Origin of the sequence: Beduinella massiliensis, from assembly GCF_900199405.1 — a bacterium.
Lineage (GTDB): Bacteria > Bacillota > Clostridia > Christensenellales > Aristaeellaceae > Beduinella > Beduinella massiliensis.
Map to the genome: position 1 here is coordinate 1,013,697 of NZ_LT963430.1, position 20,355 is coordinate 1,034,051.

Genomic DNA, 20,355 nt, shown 5'->3' on the forward strand with positions numbered 1-20,355 from the left:
GACTCCTTCACTCATAAAATGTACTCGTCAAAATAGGTGGGCCCGCAGGCCGCGACGAGGCGCTCGTGGTACGCCCGCTGCAGGGCGCGCGTCACGGGGCCGGGGCGTCCGTCCGCGATAGGGCGTCCATCCACGCTGACGACGGGCGCGGGGCGGTGGGTGACGTCGGAGCAGAAGGCCTCGTCGGCCGTAAAGAGCTCCTCCGTCGTAAACGCGCGTTCTTCCACCGGGATGGAGAGCGCCCGCGCGAGCTCCAGAATGTGCTTTCTCGTCGTGCCGGGCAGGATTTCGCAGGTCAGCGGGTGGGTGAGGATCGTTCCCCCGCGCACGGCGTACATCGTCGAGGCGGCGCATTCGGTGACGAGGCCGTCGCGCGCGAAGATCGCGTCGTCGCAGCCCGCCTCCGCGGCCTTCTGCATGCAGTAGGTGTTGGGAATCAGGTTGAGCGTCTTGATGTCGCACCGGCCCCAGCGGAAATCCTCGAAGAGCGCGGAGCGCAGCCCTTCCTGATAGTCCCGCGCGCTAAAGCTGTGCGGGCGCACGGTCATCACGAACGTCGCGGGCGTTCCCTTGGGCGGGAAGACGTGGCGGCGGGGAGCCGCGCCGCGCGTGAGCTGGAAGTAGACGATCAGCTCGTCCCCCTCCACCTGCGAGATGCCCTCTTCGATGAGCCGGGCGAGCACGTCGCGGTCATAGGGGCACTCGATTTCAAGCTGGCGCGCGGAATTTTCAAAGCGATCCAGATGGTCGCCCAGCGCGAAGGGCACGTGGTTGAAGGCCATGACGACGTCGTACACGCCGTCGCCAAAGTAAAAGCCCCGATCCAGAATGGGGACCTTGGCTTCCTCGATGGGCAAAAACGTTCCGTTTAAAAAGGCGATGCTTTCCTTCATGTGCATTCCTCCTGTGAGGTGACGCGCGGCCCTCCGCGCGATTGCTTTCATTATAACACGCCTGCGAGGAAGACGTCTCCATTTTGCGATATTTTTTATCGGCGGGCCTCCATGGACGCCTTTCTGAATGAAGTTGAAAACGGGCCGAGGATCCTGTACAATCCTTTTTAGAGGGAATTTGCACAAAGCCCCCGGATTTTTACGGGCCGGGCGGGACGGCGGGCAAAGATGCTTTGGGGCCGGGCGCTCGTGACAAAAAAATCATTGCTTGAAGGGAACTGCGCTATAGCGAGAAAGCGCTGAATGCGATCGGCAACCCGCTCCCCGCATTCTGGAAAAAATGCTGTGAAAAACGGTCTTCCCCCGCTTGAAGGGCATGCGTTTATCACGCCTTCCCTGTCGGTTTTCCGACGGCAGGCGGCCCGCGTCCGCCGAAGGGCGCGCGTCAGCGCGCGAAGGTCTCCTCGCCCAGCGCGTACAGGGCGGTCTGCTCGTCCGGGCCGAAGAGCGCGTAGACGACGTCGCCCGTGCGTACGACGAGCGCGCCCTCGTCGTTTTGGCCGGAAAGGTGCACGGCGTCCAGCCCGCGAAGCCGCATGCCTGCGGCTGCGTCGGGCGCATAGCCCGCCTGGGGGAGCGTGGTGAGGTAGGCCGCGGGCCATGCGCTCACGCAGCGCACCGGCACGCCGCCGCGCGCCTCGTAGGTGAGCGTAACCACGCGGCAGGTGTCGGTTCCCGCCTTTACGTCCTCGGCGTTTGCGCCGAGCGGCTCCTCGAGCGGGAGCGAAAGCAGCTCGGCGGGGAAGTACGCGGCCGCGTTCTGCGGGCTTACGGCGCCGTCCAGCGGGCGGGGGTCGAAGCGAGGCGCCGCCGTCGCCTGCGCGTTCTCCTGCGCCGCGCGGCTCAGCTCCGGCGCCTCGCCCATGACGACGACGAGGTAGAACGTGCAGACGCACGCCGCGGCGAGCAGCGTCCAGGCGAGAACCGACGGGATGCGCCGGAGAATGGACGAGAGCTTCATCGTTTTTTTCCTTTCTTTTTGTCGCGAAGGCTGCGCACCTCGTCGCCGCACACGCCGGAGACGAGCGCGATCAGCGCGCAGGCGAAGAGCATCGGGAAGGAAGGCCGCAGGCCGTAAAGGGGCAGGAGCAGATAGCCGAGCAGCGGCCAGGGCCAGACGGCGATGGGCGCTATGGCACACCGCGCGATGCGGTAGGGAACGACGGCGCTCAAAACGGGGCATAATAGATAGCAGAGCGCGAACGTCGAGGCGGCAAGCAGCGGCTGCGGCAGCAGGGCGCACAGCGGCGGCAGCAGCGCGAACGGCAGCACGCAGGCGGCGATGCCGGTGAAAAAGCAGCGCAGCGTGTGAGATTGTTTTTGCATGATGCCTCCTGTGAATCTTTGTAAGCGATTATAGCATACCCCGGCGCGCCGTGCAAATATCGGGCGTTCGGGATGAAGCGGCGCTTCGCGCGCGTTAATTCATACGGAACAGAACAGAGGGGCAATCGACCTGGCCGATGGCCGGATATAGAAGCAGATGAGCGGGAGGAACGGCATGCAGGAAGAAAGCAAGCTGCTGAGCCGGGCGCAGCGGGGAGACCCGGACGCATTTGAACGGCTAATTACGCCCTACGAAAAGCGGGTTTACGCGCTGGCGCTGCGAATGATGGGAAACGCGGAGGACGCGCGCGACGCGGCGCAGGACGCGATGGTGCGCCTCTGGCGCGCGCTGCCGGATTATCGCGAGCGCGCGAGCCTCTCCACGTGGATTTATAAAATTACCACCAGCGCCTGCCTGGACGCGCTGCGCAAGCGCCGCGTGCGCGCGCAGGAATCGCTGGAGGCGATGATGGAGGACGGCTTTGCGCCTACGAGCGGCGTGGACGAGCCGTCGGAGGCGCTGCTGCGGCGCGCGCGGGCGGAACAGGTGCGCGAGGGGATGCAGCGCCTGCCGGACGATTTACGCGCCGCGCTGATATTGCGCGACGTGCAGGGCGAGCGCTACGAGGACGTGGCGCAGGCGCTGGGCGTGAACGTGGGCACGGTCAAGTCGCGCATTCACAGGGCGCGCGAAAAGCTTTGTGAATTTTTGACCCAAAGCCCGGAACTTTTCGGCGCGGGGCGCGTTCAAAGAAGTGAAGGAAAGGGGGAAAAGAAGCGTGGACTGTGAAGCCTTTACTTCCCTGCTTTCCCGATGGCCGGACGGCGAGCTCAGCCCCGGCGAGGAGCAGGCGATGCGCGAGCACGCCGCCAAGTGCCCCGCGTGCGCCAAAATGCTTCTCGCGATGGAGGAGATGCACCGGGAATTTCAGGGGATGAACGACGAGATCGAGGTGCCCGCGGACTTTGCGGAGGGCTGGCGGCGGCAGGTGCGCGCCGATGCCTTCAGGCGAAAGCGGGGCCGCGCGCGCTCCCTCGTTCAGGGCGCGGCGGCAGCGGCGGCGGCGGTCATGGTGCTCCTTGGCGGAACGGCTCTGTGGCGCGCGGGGCGCCTGCCCATCGCCTACCCCGCCGCCCCGGAGGGCGTGGAGCGGGTGCAGAGCCTGCCGGACGCGGGCGATCAGCCGAACGAGGCCGCCGCGCTGAAAGACGCGCCGGACGAGGACGCCGTGCCCCAAATGCCGATGCTCTCGCGCATGGCGCCGGGCGACGCGGCGCAGGGCGCGCCCCTCCCCGAACCGGAGGAGGCACAGGCGGAGGGGGCGAGGCCGCGCGCGTTTGTGCAGGACCTCGCGGCCTTTGCGGGAATCGTCCTTCCCTGGGCGCTGGGCGCGCTTGCCTTTGCAGGACTTGCCGGGATGATCCTTCGCCTGATCAGGCGGAACAAGAGAAAGGAATGACTTCAATGAAAAAGCTGCTTTCGATGGTACTGGCCCTGTCCCTCATGCTCTTCGTCGCGCTGACGGCCTGCGCGGAGGACGCGACGCCCCCCGTTTCGCTGCCCGACCCGACGCCCGAGGCCACAAACCCCTGGGACGCCCTGCTGGCCGGTGCCAAGCAGAGCGTGGATGAGCTGACCGCGGCGACGGGCACGCTCAGCGTCACGGGCAGCGCGGCGGTCACGGCCGTACCCGACCGCGCGAGCATCTCCGTGGGCGTGAGCGAAACCGCGCAGGACGTCGCGGAGGCACAGCGCAGCGCGAACGCGAAGGTGAACGCGATCCTCGACGCCGTGAAGGCGCTGGGCGTCCAGGACAACAAGATCGTCACCAGCAACTACTCGATCTACCCCCAGTCGGAGTATTCCTCCCTCAGCGGCAAGTCCACGCTCGTGGGCTATCAGGTGTCCAACACCGTCACCATCGCGCTGGAAGACTTCTCCCTGCTGGAGAGCGTGATCGACGCGGCGGTGAAGGCCGGCGCGAACGAGATGTATGGCATCAACTTCGACGTGAGCAATCGCAGCGAGCTGTACCGCGAGGCGCTGAAGAAGGCCGTCGAGGCCGCGAAGGAAAAGGCGGCGCTGCTCGCGGACGCCTCCGGCCTGCGGCTGGACGTCATCCGCGAGGTGAACGAGGTCGGCGGCATCGGCATGAGCTCGGGACGCGGCTACATGAACGCCATGGACATGGTGACCGAGGCGGCGGCGGACGCGGGCACGAGCATTCAGGGCGGCGAGCTGACCGTCAGCGCCCAGGTGGAGATCGTCTATCAGGTGAAGAATCCGTAAGGCTTAACCCTACCTCCACAGCCTCCCCTGCCATTGGCAGGGGAGGCTGGCCATCGACAAAGTCTATGGCCTCGTGCAAAATGAATGCTCATTTTGCACGAATGTCACGGGTGATGTTTTCCTCCGCAAATGCTGGGCATTGACGTGCAGCGAGCGAAGCGAGTAGGGCCGAGGACAGCGCGGAGCGCTCCGCAGGACCGTACCCTGCGCCCTTTGGGCGCAGGGCGTCAACGGAAAACGCCCCGCCCGACCGGCAAAGCCGGTCGATACGATTTCATATGAAGGGGAAGTTTCCCCTTCATGCATCCTCTCTGACATTCCGCTACTTTGTTGATGCGCTGCCTCCCCTGCCATTGGCAGGGGAGGTCTTTTGACGTTCCCGCCCTTTACGCCGCCTGAATCCGCGAGAGCATCTCCTCGCAGAAGGCGGCGCTTTCCTTTTCCTCGGGCGCATTCAGGGGCGCGCCCGCGTACCACGAGAGCGCGGGGCGCACGACGCCCTGCCAGCGCGGCAGGGCGTCAAGCGCCCATCGCCCGCCCGCCTGCTTGGACAGGACGTCCCCCGTCTGAAGGTATGCCAGCGCGCGGCAGAGGTTGAGCACGACGTAGGCGTAATTCTCCCGCACGTCCTCGCGGGCGCTTCCGACGTCCAGCAGGACGCTGTCCAGATAGTCCGCGCGGGGCACGGGCGAAAAGACCTCCGCGATGGGCGCGCCGCAAAGCACGAGGCCCGCCGCGCGGAGCACGGTGAAGTGCGCCGCGAGATCCCTGTCCGTCCGGCCCTCCGTGTCGCAGAGCGCGAGCGGGTCCGCCCGCCAGCGGCCGATCCAGTCGTTTGAAAAGTGCAGCTCGTAGGGCGTGGGGTAGACGAAGGGGCGGCAGGCGCATTCGAGCACGACGCTCATCTCCAGCCCCTTCGGCGGGGAATCCGGCAGCAGCGCAACGAGCGCGTCCAGCAGGCGCAGCTTGGTTTCGGCCGCCAGCGGCCGCCGGACGACGGCGATGAAGTCCACGTCGCTGCGCGCCCATTCAAAGCAGCCGAAGGCGAGCGAGCCGTGCACGTAGAGCCCGACGAGGTTTTCGCCGAGCGCGTCGGTGTACAGGCTTTTCAAGGAATCGAGCAGATACGTGATGCGCTGCATGGGGCCTCCTGTTATACACGGGGATTTTTGGTTTAAAGGATGGAGTAAAATTCTTTTAACGGCCCCTGTTCTCCTTTATGCGTTTCAAGATAAATTTTTATGTTTATAAGGTTTAAGGTTAGAAACAGGGTTTCAGGTGATTGGCTTACCTGTCCTTAGCGTTTACTATAACAATGACATAAACGCGAAAGAGGGATACAGGAATGGGAAAGATATTAGAGGCGCTCGCAAACGATCAGCTTGTGTTCGCGACAAAATACTTTGAGGATGGAACGAATTGCGATCAGGCTGTTAAACGTTGGATAGAAGCGGACCGCTCGCTCCGCGCAATGCTGAATGCGGAGGGGAGCAAACACCTCGACGATCTCAATGGTGCGCGAAATCAGCTTAGCAGCCTGTCCAGTACGGACTCTTTTTGTATCGGCTTTCGGTTGGGCGCGCTGATGCTCGTCGAGGTCTTTACAGAACGGGACGGGTTGATCGGAAAAGCGGAAAGTGAATGAGCGGAAGAAGTGGAAAGCAGCCGAGACGTGCTTTAAGGAAAGCATGTCCTGACTGCTTGTGAAAATTAGGAAGGGGGTACGGGGGGTTCGTTTCCGCGTTGCGGACTTTTATTATTAACCGTTGCCGTGTGGGTATGAGGAACAGGGTACGGAGGTTCTTTTCTCTGCTGAAAAGAACCAAAAGAGGCCGCGCGGCGCGCGAAATCGGGCCCTTGCCGCTAAAGCGGGGACGTCGGGCGGTGCGCTAAAACTACGGGATGCCCTGAATGACCGCTACGCGGTCGGCATCCCTCCGTGAACGCGCACTGATCGTCCGCCGTCCCTCGCGGCGTATCATCGGCAAGGGTCCGATTTCGCTAAATGCCGCGGTATAGAGGGCCCCTTCGCCCCTCATAGGACACTTCCCCCGTGCGCGGGGGCCCATGGGGGCGGCTCCACGCCAGGGGGCCGTGAGGCCCCCGAGAGTGGCCGTTTCAAGGAGGTTAGGGGAGTCCAGAGGGGTCTAAGGGGGGAAATCGGAATCCCCCCTGACCCCTCTGGGCCCAGCGCAGCGCGTAACCTGTTTCTTATACGCACAAAGAATGATAATATCTGGATCGAAAGAGAATCTATGGTAACCCATTCCCTAACCGCCCGCTCAGTCGAGCTCGAACTTGCCGGTGTAGAGCTGGTAGTAGCGGCCTTTTTTGGCGATCAGCTCGTCATGCGTGCCGCGCTCGATGATGCGGCCCTGGTCGAGCACCATGATCGCGTCGGAATTGCGCACGGTGGAAAGCCGGTGCGCGATGACGAAGACCGTGCGGCCCTTCATCAGACGGTCCATGCCCTCCTGCACGATGCGCTCGGTGCGCGTGTCGATGGAGCTGGTCGCCTCGTCCAGAATGAGCACGGGCGGGTCGGCGACCGCGGCCCGGGCGATGGCGAGGAGCTGGCGCTGGCCCTGCGAGAGGTTTGCGCCGTCGCCGGTGAGCAGGGTGTTGTACCCCTCCGGCAGGTGCTCGATGAAGAAGGAGGCGCCCGCCAGCTCCGCCGCCGCGCGGACCTCCTCGTCCGTGGCGTCCAGCTTGCCGTAGCGGATGTTGTCCGCGACCGTGCCGGTGAAAAGGTGCGTGTCCTGAAGGACGATGCCCAGCGAGCGGCGCAGGTCCGGCTTTTTGATCTTTTCGATGTTGATGCCGTCGTAGCGGATCTTGCCGTCCTGAATGTCGTAAAAGCGGTTCAGCAGGTTGGTGATCGTGGTCTTGCCCGCGCCCGTCGCGCCGACGAAGGCGATCTTCTGGCCGGGCCGCGCGTAGAGCCGGATGTCGTGCAGCACGATCTTGTCCGGCGTGTAACCGAAATCCACGCCGTCCAGCACCACGTCGCCGCGCTGCTCCACGTAGGTCACCGTGCCGTCCGCCTTGTGGTAGTGCTTCCAGGCCCATAGGCCCGTGCGCCGGTCTGCTTCGTGCAGCGAGCCGTCCGCGTCCTTGGTGGCGTTGATGAGCTCGACGTAGCCCTCGTCCGTCTCGGAGGGTTCGTCCATCACGCGGAAGATGCGGTCCGCGCCCGCCAGCGCCATCACCACGGAGTTGATCTGCTGGGAAATCTGCGAGATTGGCTGCACAAAGCTGCGGTTGAATTGCAGGAACGCGGCCAGACCGCCCAGCGTAAAGCCGCCTACGCCGAAAATGGCGAGCACCGAGCCGAGCATGGCGGTGACGACGTAGCTGATGTGGCCGAGGTTGTTGTTGATCGGGCCGAGGATGTTCGCGTAGCGGTTGGCGTTGTCCGCGCTTTCAAAGAGGGCGTCGTTGAGCTGATTGAACTGCTCGATGCTCGCGTCCTCGTGGCAGAAGACCTTGACGACCTTCTGACCTTCCATCATCTCCTCGATGTAGCCGTTGACCGCGCCGAGGTTCTTCTGCTGATCGACGAAGTAGCGGCCGGATTTGCCCGTGACGAAGCCCGTCACGCGGATCATGATCGCCACCATCACCAGCATCACGATCGTCAGCGGGATGTTCAGCGCGATCATCGAAATGAAAACGCTCACCACCGTGATGACGGAGGAGACGAGCTGCGGCAGGCTCTGGCTGATCATCTGGCGCAGGGTGTCGATGTCGTTGGTGTAGATGGACATGATGTCGCCGTGGGAATGCGTGTCGAAGTAGCGGATGGGCAGGCTCTCCATGTGGCGGAACAGGTCCTCGCGGATGTTGCGCATGGTGCCCTGCGTGACGCTGACCATGATGCGGTTATAGCCGTAGGTCGAAAGCGCGCCCAGGTAGTAGATGCAGGCCATGAGGAGCAGCGCGCGCAGCAGCGGCGCAAAGTTTGGCGTGGCCTGCGACAGGAACGGGGTGATATAGCTGTCGATCAGCGTCTTGAGGAAGAGGTTGCCCGCCACGTTCGCCAGCGAGCCCGCGGCGATCAGCAGCAGCACCAGGAAGCATTGCAGCTTGTAATGCGCAAAGAGGATGGAGAACAGGCGCTTCAGGATGCGGCCCGGGTTTTCTACCTTCGGACGCGGCCCGCGCGGGCCCTTGCGAGGTCCCATCATTGCAGATCGCCCCCTTCCTTCGCTTCGCTGCCGGCTGCGCCCGCCTCGATGCCCTTCATCTGCGATTCGTAGACGTCGCGGTAAATCTCGCTCGTGCGCATGAGCTCCTCGTGCGAGCCCATGTCCTCGATGCGTCCGTCGTTCAGCACGAGAATCTGATCGGCGTCCATCACGGAGGCGATGCGCTGGGCGATGATGATCTTCGTCGTGCCCGGCAGCTCCGTGCGCAGCGCCTCGCGGATGAGGCTGTCGGTGCGCGTGTCCACGGCGCTGGTGGAGTCGTCCAGTATGAGAATTTTGGGCTTCATCAGCAGCGCGCGGGCGATGCACAGGCGCTGCTTCTGTCCGCCGGAGACGTTCGTGCCGCCCTGCTCGATGTGGGTGTCGTACTTGTCCGGGAAGGTCTGGATGAACTCGTCCGCCTGCGCGAGGCGGCAGACCCGCTCGATCTCCTCGTCGGAGGCATCCTTGTCGCCCCAGCGCAGGTTATCCCGGATTGTGCCGGAAAAGAGCACGTTCTTTTGCAGCACCATCGCCACCTCTGCGCGCAGCGTTTCGATGTCGTACCTTCGCACGTCCAGCCCGCCGACGCGGACGCTGCCTGCGCTTACGTCGTAGAGCCGGGGGATGAGCTGCACCAGCGTGGACTTCGCGCTGCCCGTGCCGCCCAGGATGCCCACCGTCTGGCCGGAGCGTATGGAAAACGAGAGGTCGTCAAAGATCGGCTTGCCCTCCTGCTTGTAGGAAAAGCGGACGTGGTCGAAGTCGATGGAACCGTCCTTTACCTCAAGGACCGGTTCCTGCGGGTTCGTGAGGTTGGAACGTTCTGTCAGCACCTCCGCCACGCGGTCGCCGGAGGCGCGGGACATCGCCAGCATGACGAAGATCATCGAGACCATCATCAGGCTCATCAGGATGTTCATCGTGTAGGTGAAAAGGCTCATCAGCTCGCCCGTGGTGAGCGTGCCGCCGACGATCATGTGCGCGCCCAGCCAGGAGATGAGCAGGATGCAGGTATAGACCGTGAACTGCATCAGCGGGCTGTTGAGCACCAGCAGCTTCTCCGCGCCGACCGACAGGTCGTACACGTCGCCGCAGGCGCGGTCGAATTTCCTGTTTTCGTGATCCTCGCGCACGTAGGCCTTCACCACGCGGATGGCGCTGACGTTCTCCTGCACGCTGGCGTTGAGCGCGTCGTACTTCTTGAACATCTGACGGAAGAGCGAGTGCGAGCGCCCGATGATGAAGTACAGGCAGACCGCCAGAAAGGCGATGGCCACCACGAAGATCATCGAAAGGCGCGGGCTGATGCGAACGCACATCACGAAGGCGAGGATCATCGTGATCGGCGCGCGAAAGCACATGCGCAGGATCATCTGGTAGGAATTTTGCAGGTTCGTCACGTCCGTCGTCATGCGGGTGACGAGGCCCGCGGTCGAATACTTGTCGATGTTCTGAAAGGAAAAGGACTGGATGTTTTCAAACATGCCCTTGCGCAGGTTTCGCGCAAAGCCCGAGCTCGCCTTGGCGGCGTAGCGCCCCGCGAGCACGCCGAACACGAGCGACAGCACGGCCATCACGACCATGATGCCGCCCACGATGCACACGTAGCGCACGTTCCCCGTGCTTACGCCGTTGTCGATCAGCAGCGCCATCAGCGTTGGGATCAGAATTTCCATGAGCACCTCGAGCACCATGAAAACCGGCGTCACAAGGGAGGCTTTCTTGTATTCCTTGACTTGTGCCATCAGCGTCTTGACCATAGAACCCTCCTAAAAAAATACGTAGCATGCTAATCATTTGAAGAAAAAATTACTCCGCCTGCATGTTATGCAGCAGGATGGTGAGCAGGTGACGAAGCGTCTCCCGGTCGGCCCCGTCCAGCCCGCGCAGCAGGATTTCTTCCTGCTCCTCGATGAAGCGCAGCACCTGCTCGTGGTGTGCATGGCTCTTTTCCGTGAGGTGCAGCTCCTTGTAGCGCTTGTCGGTGGGGCTGGGCACGCAGCGCACGAAGTCCTTTTCCTCCAGGCGTTTGACGAGCCCCGTCACCGTCGGGCGTTTGAGGTGCAGCTCGCGCTCCAGATGGATGGGATAGACGGGTTCGTCCGCATGCCGATGCAGATAGCCCAGCACGTCGCACTGGGCCTTCGTCAGGCCGACTTCCTCCATGTTGTGGTTCAGCCTGCGCGCGAACGCGTGGTGCAGAATTTTAATCATCAGGCTGATGTGGGGGTATTGTTCCATCGGGACCTCTCCTTGTCGTGCAATTTTAATTAGCACGCTAACTAATTTAGCACAATCCATTCGGCGCGTCAAGGGGCGGGCAAAAAGTACACAAAGAGTTCACAATCCGAAGGATAAACCGAAACGTCCATGAAAAAGGCTGCAAGGCACGAGCGGCCTTGCAGCTTTTACGGGTTAAACGCGCGGCAATCTTAAAAGGTTGTCATAGGGGGAATCGTTAGATTCCGAACGGACGTATTTTTCGCCCCGCGAGCTGGTCGCTGGAAGCAGCTCGGGGTAGGGGTAAATGTCGACGCAGATTGTCCCGGGGGCTCGCTTGAGATAGTCGTGCAGCTGACCCTTGGGATAAAAGTCGTTCCAGCCGTTCCCCGCGACGTAGATTTGGTCGATCTCCTGCGCGTTGTTTGAGTTCCCACAACCGGGCATCATTTTGATTTTCGTCGAATAATACATGTTTTTGTCTCCTTCTTATTCATTAATATAAGGAGAAGCAGAACTGTACTGTCGTAAATAATCCCACCTTTCCGTACAGCTGTTGCAGAAGGCTTGACAAAACGTGCTATTTTTATTATAATTAATATGTCTTTAGGCTCGAATTTGTCGGGCAATCTGCGAGCCAAATTGGAACTGACATTCCAATTTGGCTTTTTTCGTATCTCTGCTTCCCCTAGTGGAAATAATATCATATTTTTATTCTGAATGCAAGCGGTATAATAAATATATTTCTTTATAACTTAAACATTCTTGAAGCTTCTCACGTAACACGAAAAAATGATTGAAATATTTGCAACTATATTGTATAATAGATTTGCGCCTATATTGTATAATAGAATAGTCAAGTCGAGTTAGTCTTGAGAAACTAATTCGTGGGTTGAAATGTGTTTCGTGATGGCTTAAAGAGGTGTAGAAGGTACTCTGAGAACGGGCCGGTGTGTTTTGGAACAAAGTTCCTATAAACACATCGGCTCATTCTTTTTTTGTTTCATGCGACGTGAAATAGGTGTTGCCGGCGAAGATTATACACTAAACGAATATAGAATACGTGTAAAACCTATCGTTGTTGAGAGCTGAGAAGGACAAAAATTGGGCGTATGACGGGCAAAATTTTATCGGGGTTCTTTTGTTAGAGACTTTTTTGCAAAGTTTGCTTGACATAATGTGCAAAGCGAGCTATACTAAAAATGCAAAGCATGCATTGCAAAAAAGGAGGGGAACGGATGAAGACGCGCATCCCCGAGCTGCGGAAGAAGAAAAAGCTTTCGCAGGAGGAGCTGGCCCAGATCGTGGGCGTCACGAGGCAGACCATCACCTCGCTGGAGTGCGGGAAGTACACCGCCTCGCTGGTGCTGGCCTATAAGATCGCGCGCTACTTTGGGCTGACGATCGAAGAGGTATTCGACTTTTCGGAAGTGGAGGATATGAAAGATGGAAGCATTTAAGGGCATTCTCAGGCGCCGCGTGGCGCTTTACGCCGCGCTGCTCGTACTCTTCGTTGCGGCCTCCGTCGTCGCGCCGCTGTTTCGCGCCGACATGCCGGGCGTGGACGACCACACCCTGGGCATGGTGCGCGGGTTCCAATCCGGCATCTTCGCGGGGCTCAGCATCCTGCTTTTGCGGCAGCTGATCCTCGCCTTGCGCGCACTGAGGAACGAGGAAGCGCGCCGCAAGCTGTACGTGCAGGAAAAGGACGAGCGCCGCCGCTTCATCCTCGATAAGATGGGGGGCTTCGCTTACAACCTTGCCATGGGCGCCGTCGGCGCGGCGGGCTGCATCGCGGGCTATTTCAACCTGACCGTCTCTGCGACGCTTCTCTTAACGCTCGCCGGCATGGCGCTGCTCAAGGCGGGTTTCAAGGTCTACTACAGGAACCGGTTTTAGGAGGGGTGAACATGTGCAATCGCACGGAGACGAACGGTTTTCTGCGCGCGGGCGCGCTGCTGAGCATCGTGTACTTCCTGACGCGGGAGATCAAGGGCGACGCGGCCTGCTTCATCAACGGCATGGCGGCGGGGCTTTACATCGTGCTGATGGTCGCGGGCCTCTATCGGCGCGGGCACGGCGGAGGGGACTTCCCGGCGTGCAGGTGGAAGCGCCGCCTGGCCGCGCGGCTGCGGGGATAGGGAAGAGGGCATGACGGAGCTTTTGAAGCCGTCATGCCCTCTTCTTGTCTTACCGGTTCTTCGCGCCGCTGATGCACAGCCCAAAGAATTCCTCCTTCACGGCGGCGCCCGCGAGCGCCGAACGACGCAGGATGCCCTCAATTTCCGCCTTCGTGTAGGCGGCGTGCAGCGAGGTCATCAGTCCGGGGCGCATCTCTTTGGGCCGCGTGCTCAGGTAGACCATCGCCACCTTCCACAGCGCCGCGTCCCGGCGCAGGTCGGTGATGCAAAAGCGTCCGCTGGGCCGCAGCACGCGGTGGATTTCGTCGAGGACGCGCTCCGGTTCTTCCCATTCATGCAGGGAGCCGTTGGAGATGACGCAGTCGAAGGAGGCGTCCGCGAAGGGCATCTGCATGGCGTTGGCCTGAACGTAGGAGGCGGGGAAGCCGCAATCCGCCGCGTTCTTTTCCGCCAGGCGCAGCATGGCCGGGCTGATTTCACAGCCGGTGAGGGAGCGGGCATCCACCTTCCTGCACAGCTCCAGCCCGACGTAGCCGGGGCCGGGCCCGATTTCGAGGATGTCGCCGCCCGCGATGCCCGAGGCGACCATGCTGTCCACCCCGTTCCAGCCCTTGTCCCGCATGAAGCGCGCGAATACGTCGAATGTGGCCGCCGTGATCTCGCTTTGAATGCCCTCGTTCGTCTCAATGACCCTGGGTCTCGTCATGCTCCGTCTCCTCCAATCTTTGAATGGATTCCTGCGCCCACCGCAGCTCCGCCTGATAGTGCAGCGCGTGGTGCTCGAAGATGAGGTCCGCTGCCGTGCGCATGTCCGGCGGCAGCGGCGATACGACCTCGGCCCGGTGGGCAGCGATGCGCGCGAGCGACGCCTCAAGCCGCTGTGCGTGCGCGCGCAGCGCGCGCACGAGCGCGGCGCCATCGAGGCTGTCCGAGAAGAAAAAGGCCGAATCCGCCTCGAACGTCGGGCGGTAGCGCATGTCCAGCGTCTGCGCGAGCAGCCGCGCAAAGGCGTCCTGTCCCGCGCCGCTCACGGCGTACACCCGTTTTTCCGGACGCACGCCCTCCTTCACCTGCTCGGCGGTGATGAGGCCGGAGGCCTCCATCTTTTCCAGATGATAGTAAATTGTCGGCAGCTTGATGTCCGTAAAGTCCGCCAACTGTTCCGCGAGCAGCTTTTTGATCTGATAGCCGTGCTGCGGGCCGTAGCGCAGCAGCATGCCCAGGATGTACAGGGGAATCATACCTCGCCCTCCCTCGTAGTCAGTGCTGACTATATTATACTCAGCACTGACTATTTGTCAAGCCCCCAAATGAAACGCGCCTCGGAGAGGGAAGCCCTTATACGGCCAGGGCGCGCTTGCCTTTGCCGGAAGCACATGGTAAAATAAAAATAACAATTATATAAGGCTGACGTTCGCGATAAGCGCGGCGCCGGACCGGCATGGGGAGGGAAAACTCATGAAGAAAAGCACGGGTTACAATCGAAAACTGCGGACGCTTGCAGCCGCCCTTGCGGCGCTCACGCTGTGCGCCGCGCCCGGCTTCGCCGCGCACGCGGAGCGCGGAGCCGGGGACTTTCTGGAGCAGGTCGGCGATCTGGGAATGCGCCTTGAGAGGGCGCTTGAGGCGTACGAGCAGGAGCATGCGGCGGGGGATGCCACGCCCGGGGAGCAGACGGCCGAAGCGGAATCGGCGCAGAAGCTGTACGAACAGGGATACAGCTATGAATACGGCGTCGGCGTGACGGTGAACCACGTCAAGGCGAAGGAATGCTTTGAAATTGCGGCGGCGCAGGGACATGCGGGCGCGATGTACGAGCTTGGACGAATCTATGAAAAAGGCTATGGGGTAGAGACGGATGTGGCCCAGGCACTTCGCTGGTACGAAGAGGGGGCGAAGTTGGGCGATATCGACGCGATGGAGGCATTGGGGTGGGCGTATGTGTACGACTCCCGCGTCGAGCAGAACGTCGAGGCGGGAACGTACTGGTATGAATGCGCCGCAGCACAGGGAAGCACCCACGCGATGTACAATCTGGGCTGGATGTACGAAGCGGGCAAATACGTCGAACAAAACTACGAGACGGCGCGCACATGGTATGAAAAGGCCGCGGCGCTGGGCCACGACGACGCAATGAATAACCTGGGAGTTGTTTATGAGGATGGCCACGGCGTGGAGACGGACTTTGCCGCGGCGCGTACATGGTATGAAAAGGCCGCGGCGCTGGGGAACACATACGGAATGTTCAATTTGGCCCGGCTTTATGAAGACGGGCTGGGCGTAACGCAGGATTACGCGACCGCGGCCGAGTTGTATGAACGCGCGGCGGAGCTGGGGAATGTGGGCGCGATGGAGAATATCGGATGGTTTTACGAAGCCGGGCAGGGCGTGGAGCAGAGCTACGAGACGGCGCGAAGCTGGTATGAGCAGGCGGCTCAGCAGGGGAGCGGCTATGCGATGATCTGTATGGGCCTGTTTTATGAAGAGGGGCAGGGCGTAGCGCAGAGCTACGAGATGGCGCGAAGCTGGTATGAGCAGGCGGCCGGGCAGGGGTACGGCCTGGCCATGTACTACCTTGGGGGGTTCTATGAAGACGGACGGGGCGCAGAACAGAACTATGAAACAGCACGGAGCTGGTACGAGCAGGCGGCAGAGCAGGGGATTGATAGCGCAATGTTCCGTCTGGGATGGTTTTATGAAGAGGGACTGGGCGTAGAGCAGAGCTATGAGACGGCGAAAAGCTGGTATGAACAGGCGGCAGAGCTGGGTCATGCGTCTGCGATCAACAATTTAGGTTATTTTTATCACCAGGGCAAAGGCGTGGCGCAGGATTACGCCAAAGCCGCGGAATTATACGAGCAGGCGGCGGAGCTGGGCAATACGAACGCGATGGAAAATCTCGCCATCCTCTACGAAAGCGGATTGGGCGTTCCAAAGAACCGTGAGATGGCGCTGATGTGGCGGGAACGCGCAAACGCCGGGCAATGACGGAAACAATACGCACAGCACGATCTTACATTGCGCAGAAAGCAGCGGCCCCGGACATCGCCTGTCCGGGGCCGCGCTCGGCCTATGGGATGCGCCGGTTCGGGAGGTCTCTTCGGTCTGCGCGTCAGCGAATCAGGGACGAGGCGGCGAAGAGTGCCGCGGCCAACGAGGAAACCAGCGAGACGACCGTGATCTGCGTGTTGAGCGAGGGGCCGGCGGTGTCCTTGAAGGGATCGCCCACCGTGTCTCCGATGACGGCGGCCTTGTGCGCGTCGCTGCCCTTGCCGCCGCAGTGCCCGGCTTCGATGTACTTCTTCGCGTTGTCCCAAAGCCCGCCCGCGTTGCTCATCAGCATCGCCAGCAGCAAGCCGGTCACGATGTTGCCGGTGAGGTAGCCGCCGACGGCCTCCACGCCGCCGATGAAACCGACCGCCAGCGTCGCGAAGATCGCCATCATGCCCGCAGGAATCAGCTCCCCGATCGCTCCGACGGTCGCGATGTCGATGCACCGGCCGTAATCCGGCTGCGCCCGCCCCTCGCGCAGGCCGGGGATGGTGCGAAACTGGCGATGGATTTCCGCGACCATCTTCTGCGAATTGCGGTTGACCCCCAGAATCAGCATTGCGGAAAACAGCGCCGGAATCGCCGCGCCCACCAGCGCGCCGAAGAAGACCAGCGGGTTCATCAGATTGAACGTCACCTGCGCGCCCGCCGCCTCGACCGTCTCCTTGAAAGCGCCCAGCAGCGCGATGACCGTGAGACCCGCCGCGCCGATGGCAAAGCCCTTGGTGATGGCCTTGGAGGTATTCCCGGCGGCGTCCAGCTTGTCGGTGATCGCGAGCACGTCGTCGCCCAGGCCGCCCATCTCCGCGACGCCGCGCGCATTGTCCACGATCGGGCCGTAGGCGTCGCTGGAGATGATCATGCCGACGATGGCCAGCATGCCGATGGCCGCCATGGCGATGCCGAGCATGGGGTAATTGCCGCCGAGCGGCTCGCACAGCTTATAGGCCGCGAGTGCCGCCAGCCCGATGCCTGCCATGGAGGGGAGCGTGCTGATCAGGCCGTAGGAAAAGCCGGAGAGGATGGTAAACGCCGGGCCGCTCTTGCACGACTCCGCCACGCGGGCCACGGGCTTCTTGTCGTCCCCCGTGAAGAACTCGCTGGTGAGACCGATCAGCACGCCCGCCGCCATGCCCACGATCGCCGCGCCCCAGATGCGCAGGCTGTAGCCGCACAGCAGCGAGGCGAAGCCGGTCAGCAGCGCGAACGTGCCGCAGGTGACGTAGGTGCCGCCATTCAGCGCGCGGCTGGGGTTCCCGCCCTCCCTGACGCGGCAGAGCAGCACGCCGAAGATGGAGGCGAGCAGGCCCAGCGCGCCGTAGCAGAAGATCAGGTCGATGCGTCCCAGCGGCAGCGCGATGATCATCGCCGCGGCCATGGAGGCGACGTTGCTGTCGAAGAGGTCCGCGCCCATGCCCGCGACGTCGCCCACGTTGTCTCCGACGTTGTCCGCAATGACGGCGGGGTTGCGCGGGTCATCCTCCGGAATGCCCAGCTCCACCTTGCCGGTGAGGTCGGCCGCGATGTCGGCGGTCTTGGTGAAGATGCCGCCGCCCGCCTTGGCGAACAGCGCCAGGGAGCTTGCGCCGAAGCTGAAGGCCATCACCGCGTCGGTGCTGCGCGTGACGAGGTAGAGCGCCGCCGCGCCCAGCAGAGAAGTGGCCACGACCGCGAGGCCCATCACCGCGCCGCCGCGAAAGCCCGCCATGAACGCGGGGGCGAGCCCCTTGCGGGCGGCGGTGGCCGCGCGCACGTTGGCCAGCGAGGCGATGCTGATGCCCACGGCCCCCGCGCAGGCGGAGAGGGCAGACCCCAGCAGGTACGCAAGGGCCATCGAAAGGTTCGGCATCGGGCTGCCGCCCTGCCAGAGCGGTACAGGGAAGACGAGGAAGATCAGCAGTGCCACACCCAGGCAAAAGCCTGCGAGGATGCGGTATTCCCGGCGCAGGAACGTAAACGCGCCGTCCTGAATGAGCCTGCCGGCCTGGTGAAGGCGGCCGCCTTCGACCGGCAGCGCCTTGACCCAGCGATAGAAAAAGGCGGCGACGAGGAGCGCGGCGAGGGAGACGGCGATGGAGAGAATGGGCCAGAGCATGGGGAGTACACCTCCGTTTCAGTGTTTGGGAGAACGTTCACGCGATCATAGAGAAGGGGGAGACACGCAGGCATACGCCGCATGTCTCCCCCGACATCGCCCGCGAGCATCTGCCTCCCATCATAAAGCAAACCCACGCGGGAAAGAACCGTTTGAACACAGTTTATAGCTTTTCTTTTCGCGCTGCGCCCTCTCCGGCGGCGCGCGCATACTTTTCGCCCCGCGCGTAATAAAACATGTACTGCTGCACGATCCCCGCGCAGCCTTCATAGCGGCCCAGCGGGAAGGCGCCGCCGTATTCGCGCTCCAGCACGCGCGCGATCCACACGTCCACCGGGAAGGCATCCACGTCGTGCAGCGCGAAGAGCAGGATGCAGTTTGCGACCTTTACGCCGACCCCGTTGATGGAAAGGAGCGCCTCCCGCGCCTTTTCAAACCCCATGGCGGCGAGGCGGCGGTGCGAGAGGCCGCCGTCTGTGAACGCCCGCGCGGCGGAAAGCACGTACTTGTCGCGATAGCCCAGCGAGCAGTCCGCAAGGTCCGCCTCCGTGAGGCACGCGAGCCGCTCCGGCGCGGGGAAGGCGCGCAGACCGCCGTGCGGAGCGGGCAGCGGCTCCCCGAAGCGTTCGCACAGCGCGTCCACCGACTTTTCGATGGCCTTGATGTTCTTGCGCTGGGAGATGATGAAGCAGACGGTCGTCTCAAAGGCGTCCTGACGCAGAATGCGGATGCCGCGCCCGTAGCGCGCCGCCGCGCAGAGAAAGGCGTCGTCCGGGTCGATGCGGCGAAGCACCCCGGCGTAATCCGTGTCCATGTCGAAGTAGGCGCGCCAGAAAGCCTCCCACTCGCGGGGCGTGCAGGAGAGGTCGAACGCCTCCCCGCCGAGGGGCCGCACCTCCAGATAGCGCCCGCCCGCGACGATGCTGTAGGCGCTATCCTGCCCAAGCGGGCGGATGCGGAAGCACTGGCCGCTTTCGGCGGTCTTTCGAATGTCGAAGTCCGGGATGTCGATTCGCATGCTTTCAACCTCCATGGGGTTCATGATACCATATCTCGGGACGGCGCGGGGCTGGAAATGGGTGGGCGGCCGCGCCTATTTCGTTTGGCCGCGCAGCGGAATCGCCTTGAGGTGAAAGGTGATACAGTGATCCGCGCAGGGAAAATCGATTTCGCCGCGCGTCCCGCTGCCGCGCAGCCGGTAATCGCCCCCGCACCGCGCGATCTCGCAATAGGTGTGCAGCAGGGCCATCGTCTTGGGGCAAAAACCGGCGGGACATTCGTATCCGCACGCAAAATGGTCGCCCTTTTCAAGGCCCATGCGGCAATCCTCCGCCCGGCCGGCGACCACGGTGATTTCAAACCGCCAGTCTTCCTGGAGCCATTTTTTCATCGGTTCGTCCTCCGACTGAATCTGAGTTGAATTTTAAATTTACAACGCGCCCAAAATGCGTTATAACGGAATCATACGGAAACTGACGACCTGACAGGGAGGGAATCTACATGAAAAGGATCGCCGTTTTGCTGGCGGAGGGGTTTGAAGAGGGCGAGGCGCTGCTCACGGTGGACGTGCTTCGGCGCGCGGGGTTTGAATGCGACGCGGTGGGCGTCACGGGCGCGCAGGTGACCGGTTCGCACGGAATTGCCGTGCTGGCGGATCGCACGCTGGAAGGCGCCATGGACGATTACGACATGGTGGTGCTGCCCGGCGGACTGCCGGGCGCGACGAACCTGCGCGACGACGCGCGCGTGATCGAGCTGGTGCGCCGCTTTGATGGCGCGGGCAAGTTCGTCGCCGCCATCTGCGCCGCGCCGATGGTGCTGCAAAGGGCGGGCGTTTCAAAGGGCCGCAGGCTCACCTCGTATCCGGGCTACGAAGCGCTCTTCGCAGACGCCGACTATCGGCAGGAGCTGGTGGTGCGCGACGGGAACCTGATTACCAGCCGGGGCCCGGCGACGGCGCTTGCCTTTGCGTATGCGCTGGTGGACGCGCTGGGCGGCGACGCAGCCCCGCTGCGAAAGGGCATGCTCTACGACATGCTTCTTCAGGCGTCCGAAGCGAATTAAACGGCGAATTCTTAGAAAGCGAAAT

The 20,355-nt window shown here is 62.2% G+C and carries 22 protein-coding genes; 9 read left to right on the plus strand and 13 right to left on the minus strand.

What is annotated here, in order from left to right; translation table 11 throughout:
- Nucleotides 1-11 precede the first annotated feature (11 nt).
- The 3 genes from C1725_RS05185 to C1725_RS05195 form a co-directional block, all read right to left on the minus strand.
- Complete coding sequence (locus C1725_RS05185; protein WP_346026375.1) at nt 12-893, minus strand: D-amino acid aminotransferase; 882 nt, start codon at nt 891-893, stop codon at nt 12-14.
- Nucleotides 894-1,338: 445 nt separating this feature from the next.
- Nucleotides 1,339-1,914, minus strand: coding sequence for a hypothetical protein (locus C1725_RS05190; protein WP_102410601.1), 576 nt, complete (start codon nt 1,912-1,914; stop codon nt 1,339-1,341).
- Nucleotides 1,911-2,279: a hypothetical protein gene (locus tag C1725_RS05195; RefSeq protein WP_102410602.1), complete on the minus strand. Its 369-nt coding sequence runs from the start codon at nt 2,277-2,279 to the stop codon at nt 1,911-1,913. Before C1725_RS05195 ends, C1725_RS05190 begins: the two co-directional genes overlap by 4 nt.
- Nucleotides 2,280-2,454: 175 nt before the next feature.
- On the opposite strand from C1725_RS05195, the gene C1725_RS05200 reads away from it, so the two are divergent.
- Genes C1725_RS05200 through C1725_RS19220 form a run of 3 tightly spaced genes read left to right on the plus strand, consistent with a single transcriptional unit; the run spans nt 2,455 to nt 4,569 of the window.
- Nucleotides 2,455-3,069, plus strand: coding sequence for an RNA polymerase sigma factor (locus C1725_RS05200; protein WP_346026376.1), 615 nt, complete (start codon nt 2,455-2,457; stop codon nt 3,067-3,069).
- Nucleotides 3,059-3,739 carry an anti-sigma factor family protein gene (locus tag C1725_RS19215; protein ID WP_346026377.1) on the plus strand — a complete coding sequence of 227 codons (681 nt, stop codon included), beginning with the start codon at nt 3,059-3,061 and terminating at the stop codon, nt 3,737-3,739. The genes C1725_RS05200 and C1725_RS19215 overlap by 11 nt, the downstream gene beginning before the upstream one ends.
- A gap of 5 nt (nt 3,740-3,744) precedes the next feature.
- Nucleotides 3,745-4,569 carry an SIMPL domain-containing protein gene (locus C1725_RS19220; RefSeq protein ID WP_346026378.1) on the plus strand — a complete coding sequence of 275 codons (825 nt, stop codon included), beginning with the start codon at nt 3,745-3,747 and terminating at the stop codon, nt 4,567-4,569.
- 386 nt (nt 4,570-4,955) lie between these two features.
- Here C1725_RS19220 and C1725_RS05220 read toward each other — a convergent pair whose 3' ends face one another.
- Nucleotides 4,956-5,711, minus strand: coding sequence for an aminoglycoside adenylyltransferase domain-containing protein (locus tag C1725_RS05220; RefSeq protein WP_102410607.1), 756 nt, complete (start codon nt 5,709-5,711; stop codon nt 4,956-4,958).
- A 203-nt stretch (nt 5,712-5,914) separates the two neighbouring features.
- On the opposite strand from C1725_RS05220, the gene C1725_RS05225 reads away from it, so the two are divergent.
- The gene (locus tag C1725_RS05225; RefSeq protein WP_102410608.1) at nt 5,915-6,214 is read left to right on the plus strand and encodes a DUF6809 family protein; all 300 of its coding nucleotides are present in this window, start codon (nt 5,915-5,917) and stop codon (nt 6,212-6,214) included.
- A gap of 637 nt (nt 6,215-6,851) precedes the next feature.
- Here C1725_RS05225 and C1725_RS05230 read toward each other — a convergent pair.
- From C1725_RS05230 to C1725_RS05245, 4 genes are all read right to left on the minus strand, one after another.
- Nucleotides 6,852-8,756: an ABC transporter ATP-binding protein gene (locus tag C1725_RS05230; RefSeq protein ID WP_102410609.1), complete on the minus strand. Its 1,905-nt coding sequence runs from the start codon at nt 8,754-8,756 to the stop codon at nt 6,852-6,854.
- Nucleotides 8,753-10,519, minus strand: coding sequence for an ABC transporter transmembrane domain-containing protein (locus tag C1725_RS05235; protein ID WP_102410610.1), 1,767 nt, complete (start codon nt 10,517-10,519; stop codon nt 8,753-8,755). The genes C1725_RS05230 and C1725_RS05235 overlap by 4 nt, the downstream gene beginning before the upstream one ends.
- A gap of 49 nt (nt 10,520-10,568) precedes the next feature.
- Nucleotides 10,569-11,000, minus strand: a complete 432-nt coding sequence (locus C1725_RS05240) for a MarR family winged helix-turn-helix transcriptional regulator (RefSeq protein WP_346026379.1) — start codon at nt 10,998-11,000, stop codon at nt 10,569-10,571.
- 174 nt (nt 11,001-11,174) lie between these two features.
- Nucleotides 11,175-11,453 carry a DUF3892 domain-containing protein gene (locus C1725_RS05245; protein WP_102410612.1) on the minus strand — a complete coding sequence of 93 codons (279 nt, stop codon included), beginning with the start codon at nt 11,451-11,453 and terminating at the stop codon, nt 11,175-11,177.
- Nucleotides 11,454-12,217: 764 nt separating this feature from the next.
- Between C1725_RS05245 and C1725_RS05250 the strand changes: the two genes are divergently transcribed.
- The 3 genes from C1725_RS05250 to C1725_RS05260 are packed head-to-tail and all read left to right on the plus strand — an operon-like array spanning nt 12,218 to nt 13,120.
- Complete coding sequence (locus C1725_RS05250) at nt 12,218-12,439, plus strand: helix-turn-helix domain-containing protein (RefSeq protein WP_102410613.1); 222 nt, start codon at nt 12,218-12,220, stop codon at nt 12,437-12,439.
- Nucleotides 12,426-12,878, plus strand: coding sequence for a hypothetical protein (locus C1725_RS05255; protein WP_102410614.1), 453 nt, complete (start codon nt 12,426-12,428; stop codon nt 12,876-12,878). Before C1725_RS05250 ends, C1725_RS05255 begins: the two co-directional genes overlap by 14 nt.
- Nucleotides 12,879-12,889: 11 nt before the next feature.
- Nucleotides 12,890-13,120 carry a hypothetical protein gene (locus C1725_RS05260; protein ID WP_102410615.1) on the plus strand — a complete coding sequence of 77 codons (231 nt, stop codon included), beginning with the start codon at nt 12,890-12,892 and terminating at the stop codon, nt 13,118-13,120.
- A gap of 49 nt (nt 13,121-13,169) precedes the next feature.
- Here C1725_RS05260 and C1725_RS05265 read toward each other — a convergent pair whose 3' ends face one another.
- The gene (locus tag C1725_RS05265; protein ID WP_102410616.1) at nt 13,170-13,826 is read right to left on the minus strand and encodes a methyltransferase domain-containing protein; all 657 of its coding nucleotides are present in this window, start codon (nt 13,824-13,826) and stop codon (nt 13,170-13,172) included.
- The gene (locus C1725_RS05270) at nt 13,804-14,361 is read right to left on the minus strand and encodes a helix-turn-helix transcriptional regulator (protein WP_102410617.1); all 558 of its coding nucleotides are present in this window, start codon (nt 14,359-14,361) and stop codon (nt 13,804-13,806) included. Before C1725_RS05270 ends, C1725_RS05265 begins: the two co-directional genes overlap by 23 nt.
- Nucleotides 14,362-14,578: 217 nt before the next feature.
- On the opposite strand from C1725_RS05270, the gene C1725_RS05275 reads away from it, so the two are divergent.
- Nucleotides 14,579-16,108 (plus strand): SEL1-like repeat protein, encoded by a 1,530-nt coding sequence (locus tag C1725_RS05275; protein WP_102410618.1) that lies wholly within the window; start codon nt 14,579-14,581, stop codon nt 16,106-16,108.
- 124 nt (nt 16,109-16,232) lie between these two features.
- On the opposite strand, the gene C1725_RS05280 is transcribed toward C1725_RS05275, so the two are convergent.
- The 3 genes from C1725_RS05280 to C1725_RS05290 all read right to left on the minus strand — a co-directional run bounded on the left by C1725_RS05280 (nt 16,233) and on the right by C1725_RS05290 (nt 19,656).
- Nucleotides 16,233-18,266 carry a sodium-translocating pyrophosphatase gene (locus tag C1725_RS05280; RefSeq protein ID WP_102410619.1) on the minus strand — a complete coding sequence of 678 codons (2,034 nt, stop codon included), beginning with the start codon at nt 18,264-18,266 and terminating at the stop codon, nt 16,233-16,235.
- Between the two features lie 163 nt (nt 18,267-18,429).
- A complete protein-coding gene (locus tag C1725_RS05285; RefSeq protein WP_102410620.1) occupies nt 18,430-19,284 on the minus strand; it encodes a DNA glycosylase in 855 nt (284 codons plus the stop codon).
- Nucleotides 19,285-19,359: 75 nt separating this feature from the next.
- Nucleotides 19,360-19,656, minus strand: coding sequence for a TIGR04076 family protein (locus tag C1725_RS05290; RefSeq protein ID WP_102410621.1), 297 nt, complete (start codon nt 19,654-19,656; stop codon nt 19,360-19,362).
- Nucleotides 19,657-19,766: 110 nt separating this feature from the next.
- Here C1725_RS05290 and C1725_RS05295 point away from each other — a divergent pair, with 110 nt between their 5' ends.
- Nucleotides 19,767-20,330, plus strand: a complete 564-nt coding sequence (locus C1725_RS05295) for a DJ-1 family glyoxalase III (protein WP_102410622.1) — start codon at nt 19,767-19,769, stop codon at nt 20,328-20,330.
- Nucleotides 20,331-20,355: the final 25 nt, after the last annotated feature.